A 23,787-nucleotide genomic window follows, 5' to 3' on the forward strand; every position below is an offset into this window, starting at 1 on the left:
ATGGTACTACCGCTTCTATGTAGAGGACGCAAGCGGCAATCTTGTTCAGAAAGAATGCGTTGGAACAGAAAGCAAAAGTGGAACTGAAAAGCTGCTCCGTCAGGCAATGGATGATTATGAGAAAAAGAAATTTGTTGCCAAAGCGGAAAATCTCACAGTCGGACAACTTCTGGATGTGTGGGCAGAGGAGGAATTAAAAACAGGTACGCTCAGCAATGGTACGGTGGAGAATTACCTCGGAACAATCCGAAATATTAAGAAACACCCATTGGCAGAACGGAAACTGAAAAATGTAACCTCTGAACATTTGCAATCCTTCTTCGATTTGCTTTCCTTCGGGGGAGTTCATCCCGATGGAAAAGAGAGAAAGGGGTATAGCAAAGATTACATCCATTCTTTTTCCGCAGTCATGCAGCAGTCCTTCCGTTTTGCAGTATTTCCAAAGCAGTATATTACGTTCAATCCCATGCAGTATATTAAACTGCGGTATCAGACGGACGAAGTTGATTTGTTTTCGGATGAGGACATGGACGGAAATATCCAACCAATTTCACGAGAAGATTATGAAAGACTGCTTGCGTATCTTCAAAAAAAGAACCCAGCCGCAATACTTCCAATCCAGATAGCCTATTATGCCGGACTCCGTATTGGAGAAGCCTGCGGTTTGGCATGGCAGGACGTAAATCTGGAAGAACAATGCCTTACCATAAGACGCAGCATCCGATATGATGGTTCAAAGCGCAAATATATCATCGGACCAACCAAGCGGAAAAAAGTGAGGATTGTTGATTTTGGAGATACGCTGGTAGAGATTTTCCGTAATACCCGGAAAGAGCAGTTAAAAAATCGAATGCAGTACGGAGAACTTTATCACACGAACTACTACAAAGAGGTCAAAGAGAAAAACAGAGTGTACTACGAATATTATTGCTTAGACAGAACAGAGGAAGTCCCGGCAGATTATAAAGAAATTTCTTTCGTCTGTTTAAGACCGGATGGTTGTCTGGAACTTCCAACTACTTTGGGAACTGTTTGCAGAAAGGTGGCAAAAACATTAGAGGGATTTGAAGGCTTTCATTTCCACCAGTTACGTCACACCTATACAAGCAACCTTTTAGCAAATGGAGCAGCCCCAAAAGATGTGCAGGAATTGTTAGGACACTCAGATGTCAGTACCACAATGAATGTCTATGCTCACTCCACAAGAGATGCTAAACGAAAATCGGTTAGGCTTCTTGATAAAGTGGTAGGCAATGATTAAAGAAATTCCCTTATTTCCCTTGTAATTATCTCATAAGGGCAAAAATAAGGGAAACTACATATCATTTCACTAATGGACAGGCGGGAAAGCCTATAAAATGGGGAAAGTTAGAGAGATAATTATATAAATTCCAGTTTGTATAATTGGGAAACGGAAAGTTCTGTGTAAGGCTGCTGACAGAGAGCTGAATGTTTTCGGGGTTCGTATATTGTTAAGAAGAGGGAAGTGTGATATGCTTATCAAAACAGGGGGCGATGTGATCAATGAAATATAATCTTCCGGAAAGAGTGTTGAGAGAGGTCTGTTCATTTGCCCGGCAACATTCGGTTGAAAGAGTTATTCTTTTCGGGTCCCGTGCAAGAGGAGATCATACAGAGAGAAGCGATATCGATATTGCCGTATATGGCGGGGACTTTGATTCTTTCTACTGGGATATAAAAGAAAAGGTACATTCGCTTCTGATGTTTGATGTTGTGGAAGCAGATGGACATATTTCTGAAGAACTGAAGAACGAAATTAAAAAGGATGGGATCGTGATTTATGAAAAAGCTTGATAATTTTTCGAATTGCCTTACCGTACTGAAGAATGCTGATTTTAAACTGGCAGATAGTAATGAGATATACAGGACCGGCGTCATCGGACAGTTTAATCTTACCTTTGAACTTGCCTGGAAGGCACTGCAGGAAGTTCTGAAGCTGCATGGTGCAGCAGGCGCAGAGACAGGCTCACCCCGGGAGATCCTGCAGCTGGGATATAAACTGGGATTTGTAAGTGATGCGTCAGTGTGGCTGCTTATGCTGAAGAAGCGGAACACATCAGTCCACATATACAATGAAGAAGAAATCGACGAAATGATCCTTCTGATCCGGGACAGTTTCATTCCGGCTTTTGGGGAACTGGAAAAGACCCTGCAGGAAAAACTTCAGGAAGCGGAAGAGGAATGGAAACAGGAAGAAAAGAAATAATACTTGCAATTAACAGATATTGGTGTTACAATGAACAAAACTAAGAACTTGTTGGCATAGGAGTGGGCGAGAGCCCGCTCCTATTTGCTGAGAAGGAATTTGTTCAGAAACAGGCAGAAATAAGAAAGGCAGGTGGGAAGCATGAGCAGACGGGAAGAATATGAACAGAAAGCAGAGGCGATCCTTACACCGATCGTAGAGTCCAAGGGCTTTGAACTGGTAGATGTGGAGTATGTCAAGGAAGCTGGAACCTGGTATCTCAGAGGTTATATCGACAAGCCGGGCGGAATCACAGTCAATGACTGCGAGGACGTAAGCCGTGCATTCAGCGATATCTTGGATGAGCAGGATTTCATCGAAGACAGCTACATTATGGAGATCAGTTCTCCGGGACTTGACCGGCCTCTTAAGAAAGAGAAAGACTTTAAGAGAAGCCTTGGCAAGCTGGTGGAGATCCGTACCTACCGGCCGATCGAGAAGCAGAAAGAATTCTGCGGTATTTTAAATGCATATGATAGTAACAGTGTGACAATCGATGAAGACGGCACAGAACGCACTTTTGATAAAAAAGATATCGCCCTGATTCGTCTTGCGATCGAATTCTAAAAGAGAATCGAATCTGTAAAAATTCAGGAGGAAAAAAAGGAAAATGAGCAGAGATTTAAGAGACGCGCTGGACGTTCTCGAAAAAGAGAAAAACATCAGTAAGGATACACTGCTGGAGGCAATTGAGCAGTCACTGATCCAGGCATGTAAGAATCATTTCGGAAAGGCAGATAACGTTCACGTTATGATCGATCCGGAGACCTGTGATTTCAGTGTTTACGCTGACAGAACTGTTGTAGAGCATGTGGAGGACCCGGCCCTTGAGATTTCTCTGGTGGATGCACAGAAAACAAACACCAACGCAGAGATCGGTGATGTTATGAAAGTTGAGATCCAGTCCAAGGAATTCGGACGTATCGCAACCCAGAACGCAAAGAACGTCATTCTTCAGAAAATCCGTGAGGAAGAGCGTAAAGTTCTCTACGATCAGTACTACGGAATCGAAAAAGAAGTGGTAACCGGTATTGTTCAGAGAGTAATGGGCAAGAATGTCAGCATCAACCTCGGTAAGGCAGACGCAGTCCTTACAGAGAACGAGCAGGTAAAAGGCGAGACATTCCAGCCAACTGAGCGAGTAAAGGTTTACATCCTTGAGGTAAAGGATACACCGAAGGGACCACGTATCCTTGTTTCCAGAACACATCCTGGCCTTGTAAAGAGACTTTTCGAGTCCGAGGTTGCAGAGGTAAGAGATGGTACCGTTGAGATCAAGAGCATTGCCCGTGAGGCAGGTTCCCGTACCAAGATCGCTGTATGGAGTAACGATCCGGATGTAGATGCTGTGGGAGCATGTGTCGGTATGAACGGCGCACGTGTAGGTGCGGTTGTCAACGAACTTCACGGTGAGAAGATCGATATCATCAACTGGGATGAGAACCCGGCAATCCTTATCGAGAACGCATTAAGCCCTGCAAAAGTTATCGCAGTTATGGCAGATCCGGATGAGAAGACTGCACTGGTTGTAGTTCCGGATTATCAGCTTTCCCTTGCCATCGGTAAAGAGGGACAGAACGCACGTCTTGCTGCAAGACTTACAGGATTCAAGATCGACATCAAGAGCGAGACACAGGCAAGAGAGTCCGGTGACTTCTACGATGATTACGATGAGGAACACGAAGAAGCAGAGGACGAAATGACAGAAGAGGCTGTTTCCGAAGAAATTCCGGAAACAGAGGAAGATACAGAAGAGACAGAAACAGAAGCTGAAGAAACAGCAGATGGAGATGCCGAAGAATAATGAAAACGAGAACCAAGATTCCCATGCGTCAGTGTACCGGCTGCAGGGAAATGAAAAGCAAAAAGGAAATGATACGAGTTCTCAAAACATCAGAGAATGAGATCATCCTGGACGCTACAGGTAAGAAAAACGGACGCGGCGCATACCTTTGTTTCTCAGAGGAATGCCTGGAAAAGGCCATCAAAAACCACGGCCTGGAGCGTTCCTTGAAAATGGCAGTTCCGGATGAAGTGTATCAGAACCTCAAGAAGGAGTTTGAGTCAATTGAAAAACAGTAAGGTTTTATCACTCATCGGACTTGCGACAAAAGCAGGAAAAACAGTGAGCGGAGAATTTTCCACAGAGAAATCCGTAAAAACAGGAAAAGGTTTCCTGGCACTGGTGGCAGATGATGCCTCCGAAAACACAAAAAAGAAATTTCGGAATATGTGTACCTATTACGAAGTTCCGTTATATTTCCTTTCAGACAAAGAGAGCCTGGGCAGAGCAATGGGCAAAGAATTCCGTGCCAGCCTTGCCGTGCAGGACGAAAATTTTGCAAAGGCGATCATGAAGGAGCTGGAAAAAGAATCCGGCAGATAACCTGCATGATACAGGCGTCTGTAAGGAGGTTTGACGATAATAATGATAAAAGATAAATTCAGCAGATCGGGAAAGGAGCAATATAGACAATTGGATACTCCAAAAACAGAAGAAAAGACAACAACGGTGAACGCAGAGGGTAACAAGTCTGAGGCACCGAAAAAGAAAAAAAATATCATCCGTGTATTCCATGCACAGAATGCCAGCGACGGCGGTAAAGGAAGAAGAAAACCGGCAGCAGGCGAGAAAAAAGGCCCGGCACGTTCCCAGAACGGCGGACAGCGTCCGGCAGGCCAGGGCACAAGAAATAATGAGTCCGGCGAGCAGAGAAACTCTCAGGGTGGAGCAAACCGTACTCAGGGCGGAAGACCGCAGGGTAACCGTCCGGAAGGAAGAAGAGACGGCAACCGTGACGGAAGAAGCTTCGAAGGAAGAAGAGACGGCGGCAACCGTTTTGGCGGCAACCGTTCCCAGAATGGTGAGGGACGTCCGGCAAGACAGGGCGAAGGAAACAGAGGACCACGTCAGAACGACGGAAGAGGCGGAAACCGTTTCGGCGGTGGAGCAAACCGTGGCCAGGGCGGTCAGGGCGGACGCTTCGAAGGCAGAGATGGCGGAAACCGTTTTGGCGGCGGAGCAAACCGTGGCCAGGGCGGCCAGGGTGGACGTTCTGAAGGCGGAAGAGGCGGAGATAACCGTTTCGGCGGTCAGAACCGCGGTGGCCAGGGCGGAGCACGTCCGGGACAGAGAAGAAGCAGTTCTTCCGATTCCGTATTTACTCCGGAGCTGACCAAGACATCCAAGGACAGCAAGCGTGAGCGTGACAGGGAGAATAAGAACAAGAAGAAAGATTTCGAGAAAGGCGGCCAGGGCGGACGCAGACCAAATCAGGGTGGACGCAGACCGAATTCCAGAATCCCGAAAGCACTTCAGAAACCGAATCCACAGCCGAAGCAGGAAGAAAAGAAACCTGAGATCAAGGAGATCACCATTCCTGAGAAGCTTACCATCCGTGAGCTTGCGGACGCTATGAAAATGCAGCCATCTGTGATCGTTAAGAAACTTTTCATGGAAGGTGTCATGGTAACCGTAAACCAGGAGATCGACTTTGACAAGGCAGAGGAGATCGCACTTGGATTTGATATCATTGCCGAGAAAGAAGAAAAAGTAGATGTAATCGCAGAACTCCTCAAAGAGGATGAAGAGGATGAGGACGATATGGTTCCAAGACCTCCGGTAGTCTGCGTCATGGGTCACGTTGACCATGGTAAAACATCTCTTCTGGATGCCATCCGTAATACAAACGTAACCAGAGGCGAGGCCGGCGGAATCACACAGCACATCGGTGCTTACGTGGTAAACATCAAAGGCCAGAAGATCACATTCCTGGATACACCGGGACATGAGGCGTTCACAGCTATGCGTATGCGTGGTGCCAACGCTACCGATATCGCAGTTCTGGTTGTTGCTGCAGATGATGGTGTCATGCCGCAGACGGTAGAGGCAATCAGCCATGCAAAAGCTGCAGGTGTTGAGATTATCGTTGCCATCAACAAAATTGATAAACCAAGCGCAAATGTAGAGCGTGTAAAACAGGAACTTTCCGAGTATGAACTGATTCCTGAGGATTGGGGCGGAAGCACCATCTTCGTTCCGGTATCCGCACATACAGGAGAGGGAATCGAGAACCTTCTTGAGATGATCCTTCTTACTGCTGAGGTTTCCGAGCTGAAAGCGAACCCGAACCGTGAGGCAAGAGGTCTTGTTATCGAGGCTCAGCTTGATAAAGGTAAAGGACCGGTTGCTACCATCCTTGTTCAGAAAGGTACTCTCCATGTAGGAGATTTCATTGCAGCAGGTGCATGCAACGGTAAAGTCCGTGCAATGATGGATGACAAGGGACGCCGTGTTAAAGAGGCAGGCCCGTCCACTCCGGTTGAGATCCTTGGTCTTGGCGACGTTCCAAATGCAGGTGAGATCCTGATGTCCTTCGAGAGCGACAAAGAAGCCAAGAACTTTGCAGGCGCATTCGTTACAGAGAACAAGAGCCGTCTTCTTGAGGAGACCAAGGGCAAACTTTCTCTGGATAACCTGTTTGATCAGATCCAGGCAAGCGACCTTAAAGAGCTTCCGATCATTGTCAAAGCCGATGTACAGGGATCTGTTGAGGCTGTAAAACAGAGCCTTACCAAACTTTCCAACGAGGAAGTTATCGTTAAGGTGATCCATGGAGGTGTAGGTGCCATCAATGAGTCTGATGTCAGCCTTGCCGCAACATCCAACGCCATCATCATCGGATTTAACGTACGTCCGGATACCACAGCAAAACAGCTTGCTGAGCAGGAGGGCGTTGACCTTCGACTTTACAAGGTTATCTACCAGGCAATCGAGGATGTGGAGGCAGCCATGAAAGGTATGCTGGATCCGGTATTCGAGGAGAAAGTTATCGGCCACGCAGAAGTACGTCAGCTGTTCAAGGCATCTGGTGTGGGAACCATCGCAGGAAGCTATGTACTGGATGGTACATTCCAGCGTAACTGCAAGGTTCGTATCACAAGAGGTGAGGACCAGATCTTTGAGGGTGAGCTTGCATCCCTGAAGAGATTTAAAGATGATGTTAAGGAAGTCCGTGCAGGATATGAGTGTGGTCTTGTATTCAACGACTTCAACGATGTTAAAGAAGAAGATAAAGTCGAAGCATATATCATGGTAGAGGTACCAAGATAGGAGTGACTTGTAATGAGAAAAAACAGCATTAAAAATACACGTGTGAATGGTGCGGTTCAAAAAGAACTCAGCACCATCATACACAGCGAGATCAAGGACCCCAGAATTCATCCGATGACTTCTGTGACAGCCGTGGAGGTGGCACCGGATCTTAAAACCTGCAAAGCCTACATCAGTGTACTTGGCGAAAAGCAGGCCAAAGATTCCACCATCCGTGGATTAAAGAACGCAGAGGGCTATATCCGGAGAGAGCTGGCCAGAAGACTGAACCTTCGCAATACGCCGGAGATCCGTTTTGTTCTGGATGAGTCCATCGAATATGGCGTAAATATGTCAAAGAAGATCAATGACGTAATGAGTGGGATGGAAACAGAGGAATAGGTGGAAAAAATGAAAAACATTTCAGAAATACTGGAAAATGTAAAAACTGTAGGCATTGGCGGCCACATCCGTCCGGATGGAGACTGTATCGGTTCCTGTATGGCTCTGTACCTTTATATCCGGGAATATTTTCCGGATATTGAGGCAGATGTCTATCTGGAACAGCCGAAGCCTATATTTGATTACATCGACAGAATGGATGAGGTTAAGACAGAAGCAGAAGAAGAGAAAGAGTATGATCTTTTTATCACCTGTGATGTCAGCGCACTGGATCGCCTTGCTGTTGCCGGAAAGTATTTTGACACGGCAAAAAAGACCGCATGCATTGACCATCATGTAAGCAATAAGGGATTTGCAAATGTCAATCATGTAAGGGGCGACGTCAGTTCCGCATGTGAAGTTCTTTACGGACTTCTGGATGCAGATAAGATCGACCGTTCCATTGCGGTTCCGATTTATACGGGAATGGCACATGACACCGGCGTGTTCCAGTATTCTTCCACAACACCGGAAACCATGAGGATCGCCGGTGAACTGATGAAAACAGGATTTGATTTCAGCAGGATCATCGATGAGTCCTTTTACCAGAAAACATACCTTCAGAATCAGGTTATGGGCCGTGTGCTGGCAGAAAGCATTCTGCTTCAGGATGGCAAATGCGTAGTCGGATATCTGAAAAGACGAGAGATGGATTTCTACGGTGTGGAAGGAAAGGATCTGGAGGGAATCGTAAGCCAGCTCCGTCTGACCGCAGGCGTGGAGGTTGCGATCTTTATCTATGAGATGGAGACGCAGCTCTTTAAAGTATCTCTCCGTTCCAACGGAAAGGTGGATGTGAGCAAAATTGCCGTATTCTTCGGAGGCGGCGGACATGTGCGTGCAGCCGGCTGCGACATGCAGGGTTCCATGTACGATGTGATCAACAACCTTACCGCTGAGATTGAAAAACAGCTTGCAGAGGAGTAGAAACAAATCATGGATGGAATACTTGTGATCCGTAAGGAAAAAGGTTATACCTCTCATGATGTGGTTGCAAAGCTGCGTGGAATTCTCCACATGAAAAAGATTGGCCATACGGGAACGCTGGACCCGGCAGCAGAGGGAGTACTTCCCGTTGCCCTTGGAAGGGGAACCCGTCTGGTAGAGCTTCTTACAGAGAAAGAAAAAACATACGAGGCAGTCTTAAGGCTGGGCGTTTCCACAGATACCCAGGACATGACAGGAACAATTCTTTCCGAGAAACCGGTAACGGTTACAGAGGAGGAAGTCCGGGAAACGGTTGCTTCTTTTGTGGGAGAACAGATGCAGGTTCCGCCGATGTATTCTGCTCTGAAAGTGGGTGGAAAGAAGCTTTACGAGCTGGCCAGAGAAGGAAAAACCATAGAGCGCAAACCGCGCCCTGTGGTTTTTTATGAGATAAGGATACTGGATATGGATCTCCCGCTGGTACGTATCAGCGTTACCTGCAGCAAGGGAACTTATATCCGTACACTTTGCAATGATATCGGAGAAAAATTAGGCTATGGCGGTGCCATGGAAGAGCTTCTTCGGACCCAGTCCGGGAATTTCACACTGGAAGAGAGCATGACACTTTCCCAGGTGGAAGAAGCGGTTGCCAACGGAACCATCGGCGAAAAAATCGTTTCTATTGAAGATGTACTTTCCATGTATCCGGCGCTTATCTGTACACCGGAAGGAGACAGGCTTCTTGGTAATGGAAATCCAGTTCCGGAAGAACTGGTACAGGGCGGCAGCAGGGAAGAAAAAGTCCGGATGTATAAAAGCAGCGGAAACTTCACAGGAATATACGGCTGGGATGAGAGAAAACAGAAATATGTTCCCGTCCGCATGTTCTTTGTATAAATTTTTTACAAAAACTTGCAGGAGCAGATATGGAATACTTGAAGATTGACGGAGAATTTCCGCGCCTGTCAGGGAGTGCGGTAACACTTGGAAAATTTGACGGCATACACCGTGGACACCGGAAACTGGTGGAAAGAATTCTGGAGCAAAAAGAAAAGGGACTTCAGACAGTTCTCTTTTCCCTGGGAATCGGAAGCCAGATGATCTTTACAAAAGAAGAACGATGCAGGATTCTTGAGGATGCAGGTGTGGATGTTCTGATCGAATGCCCGCTGGATGCCAGGATCCGCCACATGAAAGCAGACACTTTTATTAAAGAGATTCTGGTGGGGGATCTTCAGGCAGAACACGTTGCTGTAGGAGAAGATTTCCGGTTTGGATATGAACGCAAGGGAAATCCGGAACTTCTCCGGGAGATGGGAAAGAAGCTTGGCTTTTCGGTGGATGTGATTCCAAAAGAAATGGAAGGAAAACGAAAGATCAGCAGTACCTTTATCCGTGAGGAACTGAAAAGAGGCAATATGGAAAAGGTCAATGATCTTCTGGGCTTTCCATTTTTTGTGGATGGAGTGATCGAACATGGAAGAGGAATGGGACATAAATTTCTTCTTCCGACAACCAATATTATTCCGGCAAAAGAAAAGCTGATGCCTCCAAACGGGGTCTACGATACAGTGTCCCATTTTAAGGACAGAAGCCTTAAAGGAATCACCAATGTAGGATACAAACCTACGGTGGGGGAGAAATTCCTGGGTGTTGAGACGTATCTCTTTGACTGTGAGGAAGACCTTTACGGGGAACCCTGCAGAGTGGAATTCTTTCATTATTCCAGACCGGAGAAACGTTTTTCTTCCATAGAAGCTCTGAAAGAACAGCTTATGAAAGACGCGGAAAAAGGCAAGGCTTATTTTCAAAGCTTCGAAAAGTAAAAATTTCCGGTAAAAACTTTTCAAAAAAACAGTTTACAGGTCAGGAACCGTGTGCTATACTGTTCGAGGTGAAAAAAGCCAGTATTCAGAAGCCGGAGACTCCGACCACTTCTTAATACCCGGCGTTTAATTAAAAATTCAAGGAGGAAACAACAATGATTTCTAAAGAGAAGAAAGCAGCAATCATGAAAGAGTATGCAAGAACAGAGGGTGACACAGGTTCACCGGAGGTTCAGGTTGCAGTTCTTACAGCAAGAATCCAGGAGCTTACAGAGCACCTTAAAACACACCACAAAGATCATCATTCCAGAAGAGGTCTTCTGAAAATGGTAGGTCAGAGACGTGGCCTTCTTGCTTATCTTAAGAAAACAGACATCGAAAGATACCGTGCACTGATTGAGAAATTAGGTTTAAGAAAATAATTGCTACGGGAGGGGCGGATGATTCCATCCGCCCCATTTTAACATGTGTGACAAACACAGACGGAATTACCGCAGGAGTGATTTCCGAGACTACTGAAAAGCCCATTTCCGGTCGAGATCTTTTCCCAAAGGAAGTGGTCTTTTCAGTTGTTTCGGGCTCCTGTCAAATTCAATATATAGAAAAGGAGAACGAACATGTACAAAAGTTATTCCATGGAACTTGCAGGAAGAACACTGACTGTAGATATCGGACGTGTTGCAAAACAGGCCAACGGTGCCGCTCTTATGCACTACGGTGATACCACAGTTCTTGCTACTGCTACCGCATCCAAAGAGCCAAGAGAAGGAATCGATTTCTTCCCGTTAAGCGTTGAGTATGAGGAGAAAATGTACGCAGTAGGAAAGATCCCGGGAGGATTCAACAAGAGAGAGGGTAAGGCAAGCGAGCATGCGATCCTTACATCCCGTGTTATCGACCGTCCGATGCGTCCGCTGTTCCCGAAGGACTACAGAAATGACGTAACACTGGTAGACATGGTTATGTCTGTTGATCCGGAGTGCAACCCGGAGATCCCGGCTATGCTTGGTTCTTCCATTGCTACCTGTATTTCAGATATTCCGTTCGACGGCCCATGTGCAACCACACAGGTTGGTATGATCGACGGCGAGTTCATCATCAACCCGACACTTGCACAGAAGGCAGTTTCTGACCTTCAGCTTACCGTAGCTTCCACAAGAGAGAAAGTTATCATGATCGAGGCCGGAGCCAACGAGATTCCGGAAGACAAGATGATCGAAGCCATCTACAAGGCTCACGAAGTAAACCAGGAGATCATCAAATTCATCGACCAGATCGTAGCAGAGTGCGGAAAAGAGAAACATTCCTACGAGTCCTGTGCAGTACCGCAGGAACTCTTTGATGAGATCAAGAAGATCGTTCCTCCGGAAGAGATGGAGGTTGCCGTATTCTCCGATGACAAACAGACACGTGAGAATAACATCAGCGAGATCACAGACAAGCTGAAAGAAGCTTTTGCAGATAACGAAGAGTGGCTTGCCGTTCTTGGTGAGGCTGTATATCAGTACCAGAAGAAGACTGTCCGCAAGATGATCCTCAAAGATCACAAACGTCCGGATGGCCGTGAGATCAGACAGATCCGTCCGCTGGCTGCAGAGACAGACATCATTCCGAGAGTTCACGGTTCTGCCATGTTCACAAGAGGACAGACTCAGATCTGTACCGTTACCACACTGGCTCCTCTTACAGAGGCACAGCGTCTTGACGGACTGGATGAGTTTGAGACATCTAAGAGATATATGCATCACTACAACTTCCCGTCCTACTCCGTAGGTGAGACCAAGCCTTCCAGAGGACCGGGACGTCGTGAGATCGGCCACGGAGCACTTGCTGAGAGAGCACTGGTACCGGTACTTCCTACAGAAGAGGAGTTCCCGTATGCAATCCGTACCGTATCTGAGACATTTGAGTCCAACGGTTCCACATCCCAGGCAAGTATCTGTGCATCTACCATGTCACTGATGGCTGCAGGTGTACCGATCAAGAAACCGGTTGCAGGTATCTCCTGCGGACTTGTTACAGGCGAGACAGACGATGATTACATCGTTCTTACAGATATCCAGGGCCTTGAGGACTTCTTCGGAGATATGGACTTCAAGGTAGCCGGAACACATGATGGAATCACAGCGATCCAGATGGATATCAAGATCCATGGTCTTACAAGACCGATCGTTGAGGAAGCAATCCGCAGAACAAAAGAGGCAAGAGAGTATATCCTCACAGAAGTTATGGAGAAATGCATCGACAAGCCTCGTACAAGCGTTGGCGAGTTTGCTCCGAAGATCATCCAGATCCAGATCGACCCGCAGAAGATCGGTGACGTAGTTGGTCAGAGAGGAAAGACCATCAACACCATCATCGAGCGTACAGGTGTGAAGATCGACATCACAGATGACGGTGCAGTTTCCATCTGCGGAACAGACCAGAAGGGTATGGATGAGGCGAAACGTATGATCGAGATCATCACTACCGAGTTTGAGGCAGGACAGATCTTTACAGGACGCGTAGTCAGCATCAAAGAGTTTGGTGCGTTCCTTGAGTTTGCACCGGGCAAGGAGGGAATGGTACACATTTCCAAGATCTCCAAACAGAGAATCAACCGTGTTGAGGATGTTCTCACACTTGGTGACAAGGTTAAAGTTATCTGCCTTGGCAAGGACAAGATGGGAAGAATCAGCTTCAGCATGAAGGATGTACCGGAAGAAGCATAAGTTATGAGATATCACAATATTACCAAGGACGATATGTTAAACGGAGACGGACTTCGTGTAGTACTCTGGGTGGCCGGCTGTTCACATGGCTGCCGGGAGTGCCAGAATCCCATTACCTGGGATCCGAACGGAGGTCTCCCATTTACGGACAGCGAGCGAGCTGAGATATTTGCAGAGCTGGACAAGGATTATATCAGCGGGATCACATTCTCAGGAGGAGATCCCCTGCATCCTTCCAATATCGCTGAGGTAACAGCTCTTGCAAGAGAGATCAGAGAGAAGTATCCGGATAAGACCATCTGGTTATATACCGGTTCTCTCTGGGAAGAGATCCAGCAGTACGAGATCATCCATTATCTGGATGTCTGTGTGGACGGAGAATTTCAGGTCGATAAGAAAGAAGTCCTCCTGAAATGGAAAGGTTCCTCAAACCAGCGTGTGATCGATGTACGGGCATCACTCCGTGAGAACCGTGTGGTTCTGTATGTGGAGTGACCGGAGGGATTTCTCCAAATTACCCATTGGGAGTGGAACGAAAAATGAAAAGAATTGCGAAATTTCACAAGGTAAGTTTTGAACAGTTTGCAAAGGACTGGAAGGATACTTTTGAACAGTATTCAGAAGAAGAGATCTGTAATATCTACGACAGCCTGAAACTTCCGAAGAGAGCCACAACCGGAAGTGCGGGATACGATTTTTATGCACCGGTGGATGTGACCATGAAACCGGGCGAGATCGTTAAGATCCCCACTGGCATCCGTGTGGAGATGGAAGAGGGCTGGGTCCTGAAATGTTATCCGAGAAGCGGACTGGGATTTAAATTCCGGCTGCAGCTCAATAACACAGTGGGAATCATTGACAGCGATTATTTCTTTTCCGACAACGAAGGTCATATCTTTGCCAAGCTGACTAACGATACAAGAGAAGATAAAACGATCCAGATCCCGGCAGGAACCGGTTTTATGCAGGGGATCTTTGTGGAATACGGAATCACCGTGGATGACGATGCAGATGCAGTAAGAAACGGCGGCTTCGGAAGTACCACAAAATAAAACAAAAGCCCGGAAGGCGGAGGTGTGAAGACCACATACATCCGATTTTCCGGGCTTGTTTTGTGTAGTTACTGCTTTCCGATAAATGCACTTTAGCTGAGAGGTGCGTCTGCCTCCTCGTCTGCACGTGCTTTTTCCACGACTGCGTTAAAGGCATTTGCGGCAGCGTCGTACTCTTCATCATCTTCAATGTTTGCCAGCATCGGATCGCCGTCTGCTGTGCGGGAGAAGCTGTAGAGATAAACCTCACCGGTCTCATTCTGGCCGTTCTCATCCAGTGGGAGAAGTGCGATATATTCTTTGTTCTCTACAGGGAAAATAGTAAGGATGGCACATTCTACCTCAGTATCATCATCCATAGTCAGGGTGATGGTATGATGTGCTTCATCTACCTTGCTTTCGCAGTTAGCTGTGCAGGAAGCGCAGTCGCTTGGTGCACATCCGCTTTTGTTAAATTCATCACTCATAAAAAAATCCTCCGTTCTGCTGCTGCCTGTAAATAAGAGGGCAGCTCTGCATGATATAGAGAACATTTTAACAGATATGACGTAGAACAGCAACAAAATATTTGAGAGCCTGAGAAAACTTTCAAAATATTTTTTGCTTAATCCGACAATGTGAGATATAATAAAAATATGACGAAAAAATGAGGAGAAAATATAAAAATATGAAATTTATTTCCTGGAATGTAAATGGGATCCGGGCCTGTATCACCAAGGGCTTTGAGGAACGCTTTCATGAGCTGGATGCAGATATTTTCTGTCTGCAGGAGACGAAATGCCAGCAGGGACAGGTGAAACTGGAACTTCCCGGATATCATCAGTACTGGAACTACGCAAACCGCAGAGGCTATTCAGGTACAGCCATTTTTACGAAGAGGGAGCCATTATCTGCGGCTTACGGGATCGGGATAGAGGAGCATGATAAAGAAGGACGTGTCATCACGCTGGAATTCGATGAGTATTATTTTGTGACTGTATATACTCCCAACTCCCAGAGCGAGCTCCGCCGTCTGGAATACCGTATGAAATGGGAAGAGGATTTTTTGGCTTATCTTCTGAAACTGCAGGAGAAGAAACCGGTGATCTGTTGTGGCGACCTTAATGTGGCACATCAGGAGATCGATCTCAAGAATCCGAAGACCAACCGCAAAAATGCAGGCTTTACTGATGAAGAGAGAGCCTGCTTTACCAGAGCCCTTGAGAGTGGCTTTATTGATACATTCCGCTATTTTTATCCGGATAAAGAGGGCGTTTACTCCTGGTGGTCCTACCGTTTCCGTGCACGAGAGAAGAACGCCGGCTGGCGTATCGACTATTTCCTTGTTTCCCCTTCCCTGAAAGAAAAGCTTCAGGATGCGAAGATCCACGGAGAGATCATGGGATCCGATCATTGCCCGGTTGAGCTGGATATTGATCTATGACGGATCCGGCGAAAAGGATTTCTATGGATTTGAATAATAAAAAGAGAAAAGGAGGAGTTGCCTTGGCAAGCCGCAGATTAGGTCGAGTGGAGAAAGGTCAGCCGCTGATACTTGGAGCCAACAAAATGGAGGGCGGTTATAATTTTGCAGTGGAGGCATCGGAGGATTCTGAAGTATCCCTGCTTTTATATAAAAAAAGAGGAGCTGCCGCACCGGTGGAGATCGTTTTTCCAAAGGATTTCCATACAGGACGTGTGTGGGCGCTGAAGCTGTGCAGTGCTTCTCTGAAGGAGTTTGAATATAATTATAAAATAGACGGTGAGATCGTGCAGGATCCGTATGCATACGGACTTCACGGGAGAGAGCATTTCGGAGTACCTTACGATCCGGAAAAGGAGGTCCGCTGTCGCTTCCTTAATGAGAATGTTTCCGGCTGGGAAAATGAAACTGCACCGGCAGTAGAATATGAAAATATGATCCTGTACAAGCTTCATGTCCGTGGTTATACGAAGCTTGCCAGAAAGATGGTTTCCCATAAGGGGACTTTTCTTGGCCTGACAGAGATGATCCCTTACTGGAAAGAACTTGGGATCAATGCCATTGAACTGATGCCTGCCTATGAATTCTGTGAGGTTCCGATCAGTAAACCGAAGGAAGGCAGTGAACACATCAAGACCCGCCGAAAGGAAAATATAGTGAATTACTGGGGCTATGCTTCCGGCTTTTATTTCAGCCCGAAGAGTGCTTACTGCAGTACCAGAGAACCGGAGCAGGAATTCCGGTATCTGATCCGGGAGCTGCACAAGAACGGTATTGCCTGTATCATGGAATTCTATTTTCCGGAGGAAACAGACAGCCTGATGGCTCTTCGAGCCCTGCAGTTCTGGAGAGATTTTTACCATGTAGATGGATTTCATGTGCTGGGAGAGGGCTTTAACCGGGAGATGCTTCTTCGGGACGGAATCCTTTCCGGAGCAAAACTGATCTTCCAGGGCTTTGATTTTGATCATTTTTACAGAGGAAAGCTTCCGGTCAGACGCTGCGGAGCGGAGAGCAATATGAATTTTCTCCAGGATATGCGCCGTTTCCTGAAAAGCGATGAAGGTATGGTGGAGGCTGCAGCATGGCATATCCGTCATAACAGCGAGAATCATGGAGTGATCAATTACATGGTCTGCCAGGACGGATTTACCATGAATGACCTGGTGAGCTACAATTATAAACATAACGAGGCCAATGGCGAGGGCAATCAGGACGGAAGCAGCTATAATTATTCCTGGAACTGTGGTGTGGAAGGCCCTACCCGTAAGGTTTCCGTCCGTCAGATGAGGGAACGCCAGATCAAAAATGCCTTTCTGATGATGCTGCTGAGTCAGGGTGTTCCCATGATCTATCACGGTGATGAATTCGGCAATTCCCAGAGCGGAAACAATAATGCCTACTGTCAGGATAATGCTACCGGCTGGACAGACTGGAAGGGCCTTTCCAGAAACCAGGGACTGAGGGAATTTGTAAAGGATGCCATTGCTTTTCGTAAGGCCCATCCCGTTCTTCATATGCCGGTGGAACTGAAAGGGGTAGATTATCTGACCAAGGGGTTCCCGGATGTGTCTCTTCACGGGGAACGTGCCTGGTATCTGAGCTATGAGAATACCAGCAGGCTTCTTGGTATGATGTACTACGGAGCCTATGCAAGGGAAAAAGAGGATCTGGAGGCTGCAGAGGATGATTTTATTTACATCGGCTATAATTTCCACTGGGAAAACCGGAGCCTTGCTCTGCCCAATCTCCCGGAAGGCATGTGCTGGAAAAAAATCGCAGATACCTCTCTTTACGGAACAGGATTCTGTCTGGAGGAGGAAGAAGAATATAAAAAATCAATCGAAATAGGACCCCGCGCCATTGTGGTATTGCTGGGCAGACAGGAGGCGGAGAAAGATGCGATCATGGCACCCGTGGCTGCACTTCAGGACCATCACGAGGCATAAGCTTCTGGTGATGAAATATTGTTTTCGTATCGGGTTATATAAGCAGGGGTTGCTTCATGACCTGTCCAAATATTCCCCGACGGAATTTCTGGTAGGCTGTAAATATTATCAGGGGACAAGAAGCCCCAACAACGCAGAACGTGAGGCAACCGGCGTATCCATGTCCTGGCTGCACCATAAGGGAAGAAACAGACACCATTTTGAACATTGGGTAGACTATTCCCTTGACGGTGAGCATGTGATCATGGGAGCCAGAATGCCCAGAAAATATGTGGCGGAAATGGTCATGGATCGGATCAGTGCATCCAGAAACTATCTGGGAGAGGAATATACCTATCATGAACCATTGCAGTATTTTCTGAAAAGCAAGGAGAAGCTGTGGTTTATCCATCCACAGACAAAGAAAGAGCTGGAGGGACTTCTCCGGATCCTGGATAAATACGGAGAGGATAAGACCCTGTGGTATATCCGCAATGTATATCTATGTGATAACCGCGGAAAAAAAGTGAAAAGCCCTGGGAAAAAGCTTCGAAATCACAGATAGGGGTGTATTTTTGGCAGGTTGTCTGATATAATATTCAGATATCAGGAGGAAGAATGAATGGATACACCAACAATTGCGAAATACTATAGAGAGAAAGATCCCATGGAGCGCCTGAAGCTTCTGGAGCAGTCCATTGCAGCAGGAGAAGAACCGGAAGAAAACAGGATCCGCAAGGAACTCTGGGAGATCCGTTACAGCGATAAAGCTGAGACTGGTGATACCAGGGCAGACGGTTATCTCGGTCTCTGGATGACCATGGAGTTTAACCGGAATTCCGCTTCCAGATTCTTTGGCACAAGAAGTGCGAAGAAAGAGATAGGCAAGTATCTTAAGAAGCTGAAATTTCAGGAGTTCCAGGAAAAGGGCGGTCTTTATGAGGAGCTTCTTTACCGGGAATGCTGTCATCTGGTTCTGGTCTACATGGATCTCTGTCAGACAGATAAATCCTATAACACAATGATTTTCGGCCTGATCCACATCAAGGAGGACAGTGCGAAGGCCAAGGTCCAGAGAGACATCAGGGAAACAGCTGTGGAGCTTCCGGCTAATCTTGGAATGGAAGCTGAGCTTGGAATCATCACAAGAGCTGCCAGAGAGATCTACAGGCAGTATTATCCCAACGAAGGAAACATTTAGGAGGCCGGAGCGCTTCCGTTTCAGGCTGTCTGACTACTCAGGCAGCCTTTTGTTGCCATGCATCCGATAAAATATTCTGAGATTTTTTTGAACGAAGATCCATGTCGGGTGTGAAGAGAAACATTCAGGAGGTTACTAATTTATGAATCCCAATCATCTGAACGCATATGAAGTCCTGAAGGAAGAAGATCTTCAGGATATTCATTCCAAAGGATGGCTTCTCAAACACAAAAAAACAGGAGCCAGAGTCATGCTCATCGAGAACAGCGATGAGAATAAAGTTTTTAACATTGCATTCCGTACACCGCCAAAGAACAGCACCGGTGTTGCCCACATCCTGGAACACAGTGTACTGTGCGGCTCCAGGGAATTTCCGCTTAAGGATCCTTTTGTGGAACTGGTAAAAGGATCTCTCAATACCTTCCTCAATGCCATGACCTACCCGGACAAAACCTGCTACCCTGTAGCCAGCTGTAATGACCGGGATTTCCAGAATCTGATGCATGTGTATCTGGATGCGGTGTTCTACCCGAACATTTACAAAAAAGAGGAGATTTTCCGCCAGGAGGGCTGGAACTATCATCTGGAACAGAAAGAAGGACCGCTGAAGTACAATGGTGTTGTTTACAACGAAATGAAAGGTGCTTTTTCCTCACCGGACGATGTTCTGGAGCGTGAGATCATGAATTCCCTGTTCCCGGATACCACCTATGGCTGTGAGTCCGGCGGAGATCCTGTAAATATCCCGGATCTCAGTTACGAGGAATTCCTGGATTTCCACAGACAGTACTATCATCCGTCCAACAGCTTTATCTATCTCTATGGAAACATGGATATGGAGGAGAAACTGGAGTTTATTGACAGCCATTATCTGTCTGCCTTTGATTCCCTTGCCATTGATTCCCAGATCCGGGATCAGGAAGCTTTTGCCCAGGTAAAAGATATCCAGAAAAATTATCCGGTGTCAGAGGACGAAGGAGAAGAGGATAACACTTATCTTTCCTACAATATGGTTGTGGGTGAAGCAGCAGATATCAACTTAAGTCTTGCTTTCGAAGTCCTGGATTACGCAATTTTAAGCGCACCGGGTGCACCGCTGAAACAGGCACTTCTGGATGCAAAGATTGGCAAGGATATCTATGGCTCCTTTGAGGATGGAATCAAACAGACCTATTTCTCCATCGTGGCAAAGGGAGCCAACTTAAGCCAGAAAGAGGAATTTGTCAAAGTGATCCGTGACACCCTCACAAAGATCATGGAGGAAGGTATCGACAAGAAGGCAGTAACAGCCGGAATCAACTACTACGAATTCCGTTTCCGTGAGGCAGATTTCTCTTCCTATCCGAAGGGACTGATGTATGGCCTGGATATTTTAAGCAGCTGGCTTTATGACGATACAAAGCCGTTCTGTGAAGTACAGCTTCTTGAGGGATTTGAGTTCCTCAAAAAAGCTCTGGAAGAGGGATATTTTGAGGATCTGATCCGTAAATATCTTCTGGATAATACCCATGGCGCGATCCTTTCCCTGGTACCGGAGAAAGGCCTTGCTGCTAAGAGAGACAAAGAACTGGAAGAAAAACTGGAGAATTACAGAAAGAGCCTTTCTGATGAAGAGCTTACCCGGATGGTAGAGAATACAAAAGCCCTGGAAGCTTATCAGGAATCCGAGGAAGATCCGGAAGCACTGACCTGTATCCCGATGCTTTCCAGAGAAGATATCAAAAAAGAGATCACAGGACTGACAAATGAGGAACATTACGTAGATGACAGCCTGTTTCTGTATCATGATGTATGCACCAATGGAATCGGTTATGCAGATCTTCTTTTTGAGATCCATGACTTTGATGTAAATACTGTCCATTATCTGGGACTTTTAAAATCTGTGCTTGGAGCAGTGGATACAGAAAACTACAGTTATGGTGAACTGTTCAATGAGGTGAATGCGAGAACCGGCGGTATTGCCTATGGAATCGAGGTTTTTGATGATGCCCAGGATACCGATGCGTTCCGTGCCATGTTTGCCGTAAGAGGAAAAGCGTTATATCCGGAGATGGATTTCATGTTTTCCATGATCCGGGAGGTTCTTACAACTTCGAAGCTGGATGACACCAAACGTCTCTACGAGATCATTGCCAGAGTGAGATCCAGAGCCCAGGCCAGCCTTGCAAGTGCAGGCCATTCCACCGCCGTTCTCCGTGGTGCCTCCTACGCATCTCCGATGGCGGCATTCCAGGATGAGATGGCAGGAATCGGATATTATCAGTTTATCGAAAAACTGGAGAAGGATTTTGACAGCTGCAAGGATGAGATCGTGAAAAATCTCCGTAAGGTGATGGAAGAGGTACTTCGTCCGGAGAATTTCTGTGTAAGCTATACCGGAGAGAGAGAATCTCTGGATGTAGTAAAAGCACAGGCTGCCGGGATCAAAAAAGTCTTGTTTAACGGACAGAAGCCGGAGTCTGTGAAGCAGGCCCCCTGCATAAAGAAAAACGAAGCCTTCAAGACCTCCGGCCAGGTCCAGTATGTGGCACAGAACGGAAACTTCCGCAAAAAAGGCCTGGAGTATACCGGTGCACTGGAGATCCTGAAAGTGATCTTAAGCTACGATTATCTCTGGATCAACCTTCGTGTAAAGGGTGGAGCGTATGGCTGCATGAGCGGCTTTAAGAGAAACGGAGAGAGCTTCCTGGTATCCTACCGTGATCCCCATCTAAAGAGAACCCTGGAAGTATACCAGGGAGTGCCGGATTATATCCGTGCCTTTGAGGCAGACGAGCGTGAGATGACAAAATATATCATCGGAACGATCAGCAACAAGGATGTGCCGAGAACTCCGCAGATGCAGGGAAGTATCTCAAAAACCGCATATTTCTCCAATGTTACAGAGGATATGCTCCAGAAGGAAAGAAATCAGATCCTCGGAGCGCAGAAGGAGGATATCCAGAAACTGGCAGCTCTTGTAGAAGCAGTACTTTCCGATGATCAGATCTGCGTAGTAGGAAGTGAGACTGCAATAGAGAAGGCGGAAGATGTATTCATGGAAGTGAAGCCACTGATCGGCTGATGAGAAACAAAGCCTGCTGTCCGTTAAATGGGATAGCAGGCTGTGAAAGGATTATGAGAGGATAAAGAATGGATAATAATTTTAGATCAGGCTTTGTTGCGATCATCGGAAGACCGAATGTTGGAAAATCCACGCTGATGAACCATCTTATCGGACAGAAGATCGCCATCACATCAAACAAGCCACAGACAACCAGAAACAAGATACAGACTGTGTATACCTGTGATGAGGGACAGATCGTATTTTTGGACACACCGGGTATCCACAAGGCAAAAAACAAGCTTGGAGAATACATGGTACAGGTTGCGGAGAGAACCCTGAAGGAAGTAGATGCCATTATGTGGCTGGTGGAGCCGTCCACATTCGTAGGTGCGGGAGAGCGCCACATTGCCGAGCAGCTGCAGAAGGTTGGAGTTCCTGTGATTCTCATCATCAACAAGATCGATACGGTAAAAAAAGAAGAGCTTCTTCCTGCAATCGATACCTACCGTAAGATCTGTGATTTTGCAGAGATCATTCCCTGCTCTGCCCTCCGCGGAAAAAACACACAGGATATCATTCCAAGTATTTTTAAATATCTTCCGTACGGACCGATGTTCTATGATGAGGATACAGTTACCGACCAGCCTCAGCGCCAGATCGCTGCAGAGATCATCCGTGAGAAGGCTCTGCATGCACTGGATGAGGAGATTCCTCACGGGATTGCCGTTGCCATCGACCGGATGAAGAAACGTCCGGGAAGAAGCAACATCATAGATATTGATGCGACCATCATCTGCGAGCGTAATTCCCACAAAGGCATCATCATCGGAAAACAGGGTGCCATGCTGAAAAAGATCGGAAGCAATGCCCGCTATGAGCTGGAGCGTATGCTGGAAGCAAAGGTAAACCTAAAGCTCTGGGTCAAGGTGACTAAGAACTGGAGAGACAGTGATTTCCTGATCAAGAACTTTGGATATGATAAGAAAGAAATCTGAAAATGAGTGATCTGATTACCGTACAGGGAGTGGTACTTTCTGCCATGCCGGTAGGGGATTATGACAAGCGGATCGTCCTTCTCACAAGAGAGAGGGGGAAGATCTCCGCTTTTGCCAAGGGAGCGAGACGGCAGAACAGTCCGTTCATGGCAGCAGCTAACCCGTTTGTATTCGGAAGCTTTACTCTTTATGAGGGAAGGACAAGCTATAATCTGAACCAGGTCAGCGTGCAACATCATTTTGTGGAGCTGGCCACCCGGCAGCCGGGGGTTTACTATGGATATTATTTTCTGGAGCTGGCAGATTATTTTGGCAAAGAGGGAACGGATGAGAAGGAGATGATGAATCTTCTCTATGTGACCATCAAAGCCATTTTGAATCCTCATATAGAAGACAGGCTGGTGCGCTGTATCTATGAACTGCGGGCTATGGTGATCCAGGGCGTGATGCCGCAGCTGTTCCAGTGTGCGGGCTGCGGGAGAGAGCTTACGGAGGAAGAAACCGGAGAACTTTTTTTCTCCCAGGACGAGCATGGGATCCTGTGTGCGGACTGCAGCAGGATGGCCATGGACAGGAAACGGATCTCAGCGGCTGCCCTGTATGCCATGCGCTACATAACCGTGTCCCCCCTGGCAAAGCTGTATACGTTTACAGTGCGGGATGATGTGCTGCGGGAACTGGAACGCCACATTTACCGGTATACGGAGCTGAATACAGACAAGCGGTTTAAAAGTCTGGAGATCCTGGAATTGATGAGATAGATCACTGCCGGTTGCGGAATAACCGTAACGATTTATTTTTCAAAAGCAGGACAGGATGCAATGCAAATGGAAATATCCT

24 protein-coding genes are annotated in these 23,787 nt (G+C 46.8%); 23 read left to right on the forward strand and 1 reads right to left on the reverse strand.

Features of this window, described 5'->3' with window-relative positions; genetic code table 11:
• The 16 genes from GPK88_RS16750 to GPK88_RS16825 form a co-directional block, all read left to right on the forward strand.
• Positions 1–1,261, forward strand: a 1,261-nt coding sequence (locus tag GPK88_RS16750) for a tyrosine-type recombinase/integrase (protein WP_215708053.1), incomplete at its 5' end; no start/stop codon positions are given.
• Between the two features lie 263 nt (positions 1,262–1,524).
• On the forward strand, positions 1,525–1,815 hold the full coding sequence (locus tag GPK88_RS16755; RefSeq protein WP_173762097.1) for a nucleotidyltransferase family protein: 291 nt from the start codon (positions 1,525–1,527) through the stop codon (positions 1,813–1,815).
• Complete coding sequence (locus GPK88_RS16760; protein ID WP_173762098.1) at positions 1,802–2,227, forward strand: HI0074 family nucleotidyltransferase substrate-binding subunit; 426 nt, start codon at positions 1,802–1,804, stop codon at positions 2,225–2,227. The genes GPK88_RS16755 and GPK88_RS16760 overlap by 14 nt, the downstream gene beginning before the upstream one ends.
• Before the next feature lie 141 nt (positions 2,228–2,368).
• The gene (rimP, locus tag GPK88_RS16765) at positions 2,369–2,833 is read left to right on the forward strand and encodes a ribosome maturation factor RimP (RefSeq protein ID WP_118062602.1); all 465 of its coding nucleotides are present in this window, start codon (positions 2,369–2,371) and stop codon (positions 2,831–2,833) included.
• A 43-nt stretch (positions 2,834–2,876) separates the two neighbouring features.
• Positions 2,877–4,070, forward strand: a complete 1,194-nt coding sequence (gene nusA, locus GPK88_RS16770; RefSeq protein ID WP_118062601.1) for a transcription termination factor NusA — start codon at positions 2,877–2,879, stop codon at positions 4,068–4,070.
• Positions 4,070–4,348 carry an RNase P modulator RnpM gene (gene rnpM / locus GPK88_RS16775; RefSeq protein WP_021977122.1) on the forward strand — a complete coding sequence of 93 codons (279 nt, stop codon included), beginning with the start codon at positions 4,070–4,072 and terminating at the stop codon, positions 4,346–4,348. The genes nusA and rnpM overlap by 1 nt, the downstream gene beginning before the upstream one ends.
• Complete coding sequence (locus GPK88_RS16780; RefSeq protein WP_021977121.1) at positions 4,335–4,652, forward strand: L7Ae/L30e/S12e/Gadd45 family ribosomal protein; 318 nt, start codon at positions 4,335–4,337, stop codon at positions 4,650–4,652. Before rnpM ends, GPK88_RS16780 begins: the two co-directional genes overlap by 14 nt.
• 42 nt (positions 4,653–4,694) lie before the next feature.
• Positions 4,695–7,379, forward strand: a complete 2,685-nt coding sequence (infB, locus tag GPK88_RS16785; protein WP_173762099.1) for a translation initiation factor IF-2 — start codon at positions 4,695–4,697, stop codon at positions 7,377–7,379.
• A 12-nt stretch (positions 7,380–7,391) separates the two neighbouring features.
• Positions 7,392–7,760 (forward strand): 30S ribosome-binding factor RbfA, encoded by a 369-nt coding sequence (gene rbfA / locus GPK88_RS16790; RefSeq protein WP_118062598.1) that lies wholly within the window; start codon positions 7,392–7,394, stop codon positions 7,758–7,760.
• Between the two features lie 9 nt (positions 7,761–7,769).
• Positions 7,770–8,726: a DHH family phosphoesterase gene (locus GPK88_RS16795; protein ID WP_173772029.1), complete on the forward strand. Its 957-nt coding sequence runs from the start codon at positions 7,770–7,772 to the stop codon at positions 8,724–8,726.
• 6 nt (positions 8,727–8,732) lie between these two features.
• The gene (gene truB / locus GPK88_RS16800) at positions 8,733–9,623 is read left to right on the forward strand and encodes a tRNA pseudouridine(55) synthase TruB (RefSeq protein WP_334297587.1); all 891 of its coding nucleotides are present in this window, start codon (positions 8,733–8,735) and stop codon (positions 9,621–9,623) included.
• A 29-nt stretch (positions 9,624–9,652) separates the two neighbouring features.
• Complete coding sequence (locus GPK88_RS16805; protein WP_173772024.1) at positions 9,653–10,552, forward strand: bifunctional riboflavin kinase/FAD synthetase; 900 nt, start codon at positions 9,653–9,655, stop codon at positions 10,550–10,552.
• A gap of 155 nt (positions 10,553–10,707) precedes the next feature.
• A complete protein-coding gene (gene rpsO / locus GPK88_RS16810; RefSeq protein ID WP_114001446.1) occupies positions 10,708–10,974 on the forward strand; it encodes a 30S ribosomal protein S15 in 267 nt (88 codons plus the stop codon).
• Positions 10,975–11,169: 195 nt separating this feature from the next.
• Positions 11,170–13,263 (forward strand): polyribonucleotide nucleotidyltransferase, encoded by a 2,094-nt coding sequence (locus GPK88_RS16815; RefSeq protein WP_114001447.1) that lies wholly within the window; start codon positions 11,170–11,172, stop codon positions 13,261–13,263.
• Positions 13,264–13,266: 3 nt separating this feature from the next.
• Positions 13,267–13,758: an anaerobic ribonucleoside-triphosphate reductase activating protein gene (gene nrdG / locus GPK88_RS16820; RefSeq protein ID WP_148447665.1), complete on the forward strand. Its 492-nt coding sequence runs from the start codon at positions 13,267–13,269 to the stop codon at positions 13,756–13,758.
• A 44-nt stretch (positions 13,759–13,802) separates the two neighbouring features.
• A complete protein-coding gene (locus tag GPK88_RS16825) occupies positions 13,803–14,315 on the forward strand; it encodes a dCTP deaminase/dUTPase family protein (protein ID WP_021977113.1) in 513 nt (170 codons plus the stop codon).
• A 92-nt stretch (positions 14,316–14,407) separates the two neighbouring features.
• Here the strand turns inward: GPK88_RS16825 and GPK88_RS16830 are convergent, their stop codons facing one another.
• Positions 14,408–14,782 carry a DUF1292 domain-containing protein gene (locus tag GPK88_RS16830; RefSeq protein WP_015525805.1) on the reverse strand — a complete coding sequence of 125 codons (375 nt, stop codon included), beginning with the start codon at positions 14,780–14,782 and terminating at the stop codon, positions 14,408–14,410.
• A 200-nt stretch (positions 14,783–14,982) separates the two neighbouring features.
• Here GPK88_RS16830 and GPK88_RS16835 point away from each other — a divergent pair, with 200 nt between their 5' ends.
• From GPK88_RS16835 to recO, 7 genes are all read left to right on the forward strand, one after another.
• Positions 14,983–15,738: an exodeoxyribonuclease III gene (locus GPK88_RS16835; RefSeq protein WP_015525806.1), complete on the forward strand. Its 756-nt coding sequence runs from the start codon at positions 14,983–14,985 to the stop codon at positions 15,736–15,738.
• A gap of 62 nt (positions 15,739–15,800) precedes the next feature.
• The gene (locus GPK88_RS16840) at positions 15,801–17,726 is read left to right on the forward strand and encodes a Type II secretory pathway, pullulanase PulA and related glycosidase (protein ID WP_244096060.1); all 1,926 of its coding nucleotides are present in this window, start codon (positions 15,801–15,803) and stop codon (positions 17,724–17,726) included.
• Positions 17,677–18,270 (forward strand): DUF5662 family protein, encoded by a 594-nt coding sequence (locus GPK88_RS16845; RefSeq protein ID WP_021977109.1) that lies wholly within the window; start codon positions 17,677–17,679, stop codon positions 18,268–18,270. The genes GPK88_RS16840 and GPK88_RS16845 overlap by 50 nt, the downstream gene beginning before the upstream one ends.
• A 57-nt stretch (positions 18,271–18,327) precedes the next feature.
• A complete protein-coding gene (locus GPK88_RS16850) occupies positions 18,328–18,906 on the forward strand; it encodes a DUF6553 family protein (RefSeq protein WP_021977108.1) in 579 nt (192 codons plus the stop codon).
• A gap of 142 nt (positions 18,907–19,048) precedes the next feature.
• A complete protein-coding gene (locus tag GPK88_RS16855; RefSeq protein ID WP_215708054.1) occupies positions 19,049–21,970 on the forward strand; it encodes an insulinase family protein in 2,922 nt (973 codons plus the stop codon).
• A gap of 68 nt (positions 21,971–22,038) precedes the next feature.
• Positions 22,039–22,947 carry a GTPase Era gene (gene era / locus GPK88_RS16860; RefSeq protein WP_015525809.1) on the forward strand — a complete coding sequence of 303 codons (909 nt, stop codon included), beginning with the start codon at positions 22,039–22,041 and terminating at the stop codon, positions 22,945–22,947.
• A 2-nt stretch (positions 22,948–22,949) separates the two neighbouring features.
• Complete coding sequence (gene recO / locus GPK88_RS16865) at positions 22,950–23,708, forward strand: DNA repair protein RecO (protein ID WP_173762105.1); 759 nt, start codon at positions 22,950–22,952, stop codon at positions 23,706–23,708.
• Positions 23,709–23,787 lie beyond the last annotated feature (79 nt).

The organism is Blautia sp. MCC269, assembly GCF_018785655.1.
Classification (GTDB): Bacteria; Bacillota; Clostridia; order Lachnospirales; family Lachnospiraceae; genus Blautia_A.

Coding starts and splice junctions, on each gene's coding strand:
- recO (WP_173762105.1), top strand. CDS start 22,950: ATGAGTGATCTGATTACCGTACAGGGAGTGGTACTTTCTGCCATGCCG.
- GPK88_RS16830 (WP_015525805.1), bottom strand. CDS start 14,782: ATGAGTGATGAATTTAACAAAAGCGGATGTGCACCAAGCGACTGCGCT.
- GPK88_RS16855 (WP_215708054.1), top strand. CDS start 19,049: ATGAATCCCAATCATCTGAACGCATATGAAGTCCTGAAGGAAGAAGAT.
- rbfA (WP_118062598.1), top strand. CDS start 7,392: ATGAGAAAAAACAGCATTAAAAATACACGTGTGAATGGTGCGGTTCAA.
- GPK88_RS16835 (WP_015525806.1), top strand. CDS start 14,983: ATGAAATTTATTTCCTGGAATGTAAATGGGATCCGGGCCTGTATCACC.
- GPK88_RS16825 (WP_021977113.1), top strand. CDS start 13,803: ATGAAAAGAATTGCGAAATTTCACAAGGTAAGTTTTGAACAGTTTGCA.
- GPK88_RS16850 (WP_021977108.1), top strand. CDS start 18,328: ATGGATACACCAACAATTGCGAAATACTATAGAGAGAAAGATCCCATG.
- GPK88_RS16760 (WP_173762098.1), top strand. CDS start 1,802: ATGAAAAAGCTTGATAATTTTTCGAATTGCCTTACCGTACTGAAGAAT.
- GPK88_RS16795 (WP_173772029.1), top strand. CDS start 7,770: ATGAAAAACATTTCAGAAATACTGGAAAATGTAAAAACTGTAGGCATT.
- GPK88_RS16845 (WP_021977109.1), top strand. CDS start 17,677: ATGCGATCATGGCACCCGTGGCTGCACTTCAGGACCATCACGAGGCAT.
- GPK88_RS16815 (WP_114001447.1), top strand. CDS start 11,170: ATGTACAAAAGTTATTCCATGGAACTTGCAGGAAGAACACTGACTGTA.
- era (WP_015525809.1), top strand. CDS start 22,039: ATGGATAATAATTTTAGATCAGGCTTTGTTGCGATCATCGGAAGACCG.
- nusA (WP_118062601.1), top strand. CDS start 2,877: ATGAGCAGAGATTTAAGAGACGCGCTGGACGTTCTCGAAAAAGAGAAA.
- infB (WP_173762099.1), top strand. CDS start 4,695: ATGATAAAAGATAAATTCAGCAGATCGGGAAAGGAGCAATATAGACAA.
- GPK88_RS16755 (WP_173762097.1), top strand. CDS start 1,525: ATGAAATATAATCTTCCGGAAAGAGTGTTGAGAGAGGTCTGTTCATTT.
- rpsO (WP_114001446.1), top strand. CDS start 10,708: ATGATTTCTAAAGAGAAGAAAGCAGCAATCATGAAAGAGTATGCAAGA.
- GPK88_RS16805 (WP_173772024.1), top strand. CDS start 9,653: ATGGAATACTTGAAGATTGACGGAGAATTTCCGCGCCTGTCAGGGAGT.
- rimP (WP_118062602.1), top strand. CDS start 2,369: ATGAGCAGACGGGAAGAATATGAACAGAAAGCAGAGGCGATCCTTACA.
- nrdG (WP_148447665.1), top strand. CDS start 13,267: ATGAGATATCACAATATTACCAAGGACGATATGTTAAACGGAGACGGA.
- rnpM (WP_021977122.1), top strand. CDS start 4,070: ATGAAAACGAGAACCAAGATTCCCATGCGTCAGTGTACCGGCTGCAGG.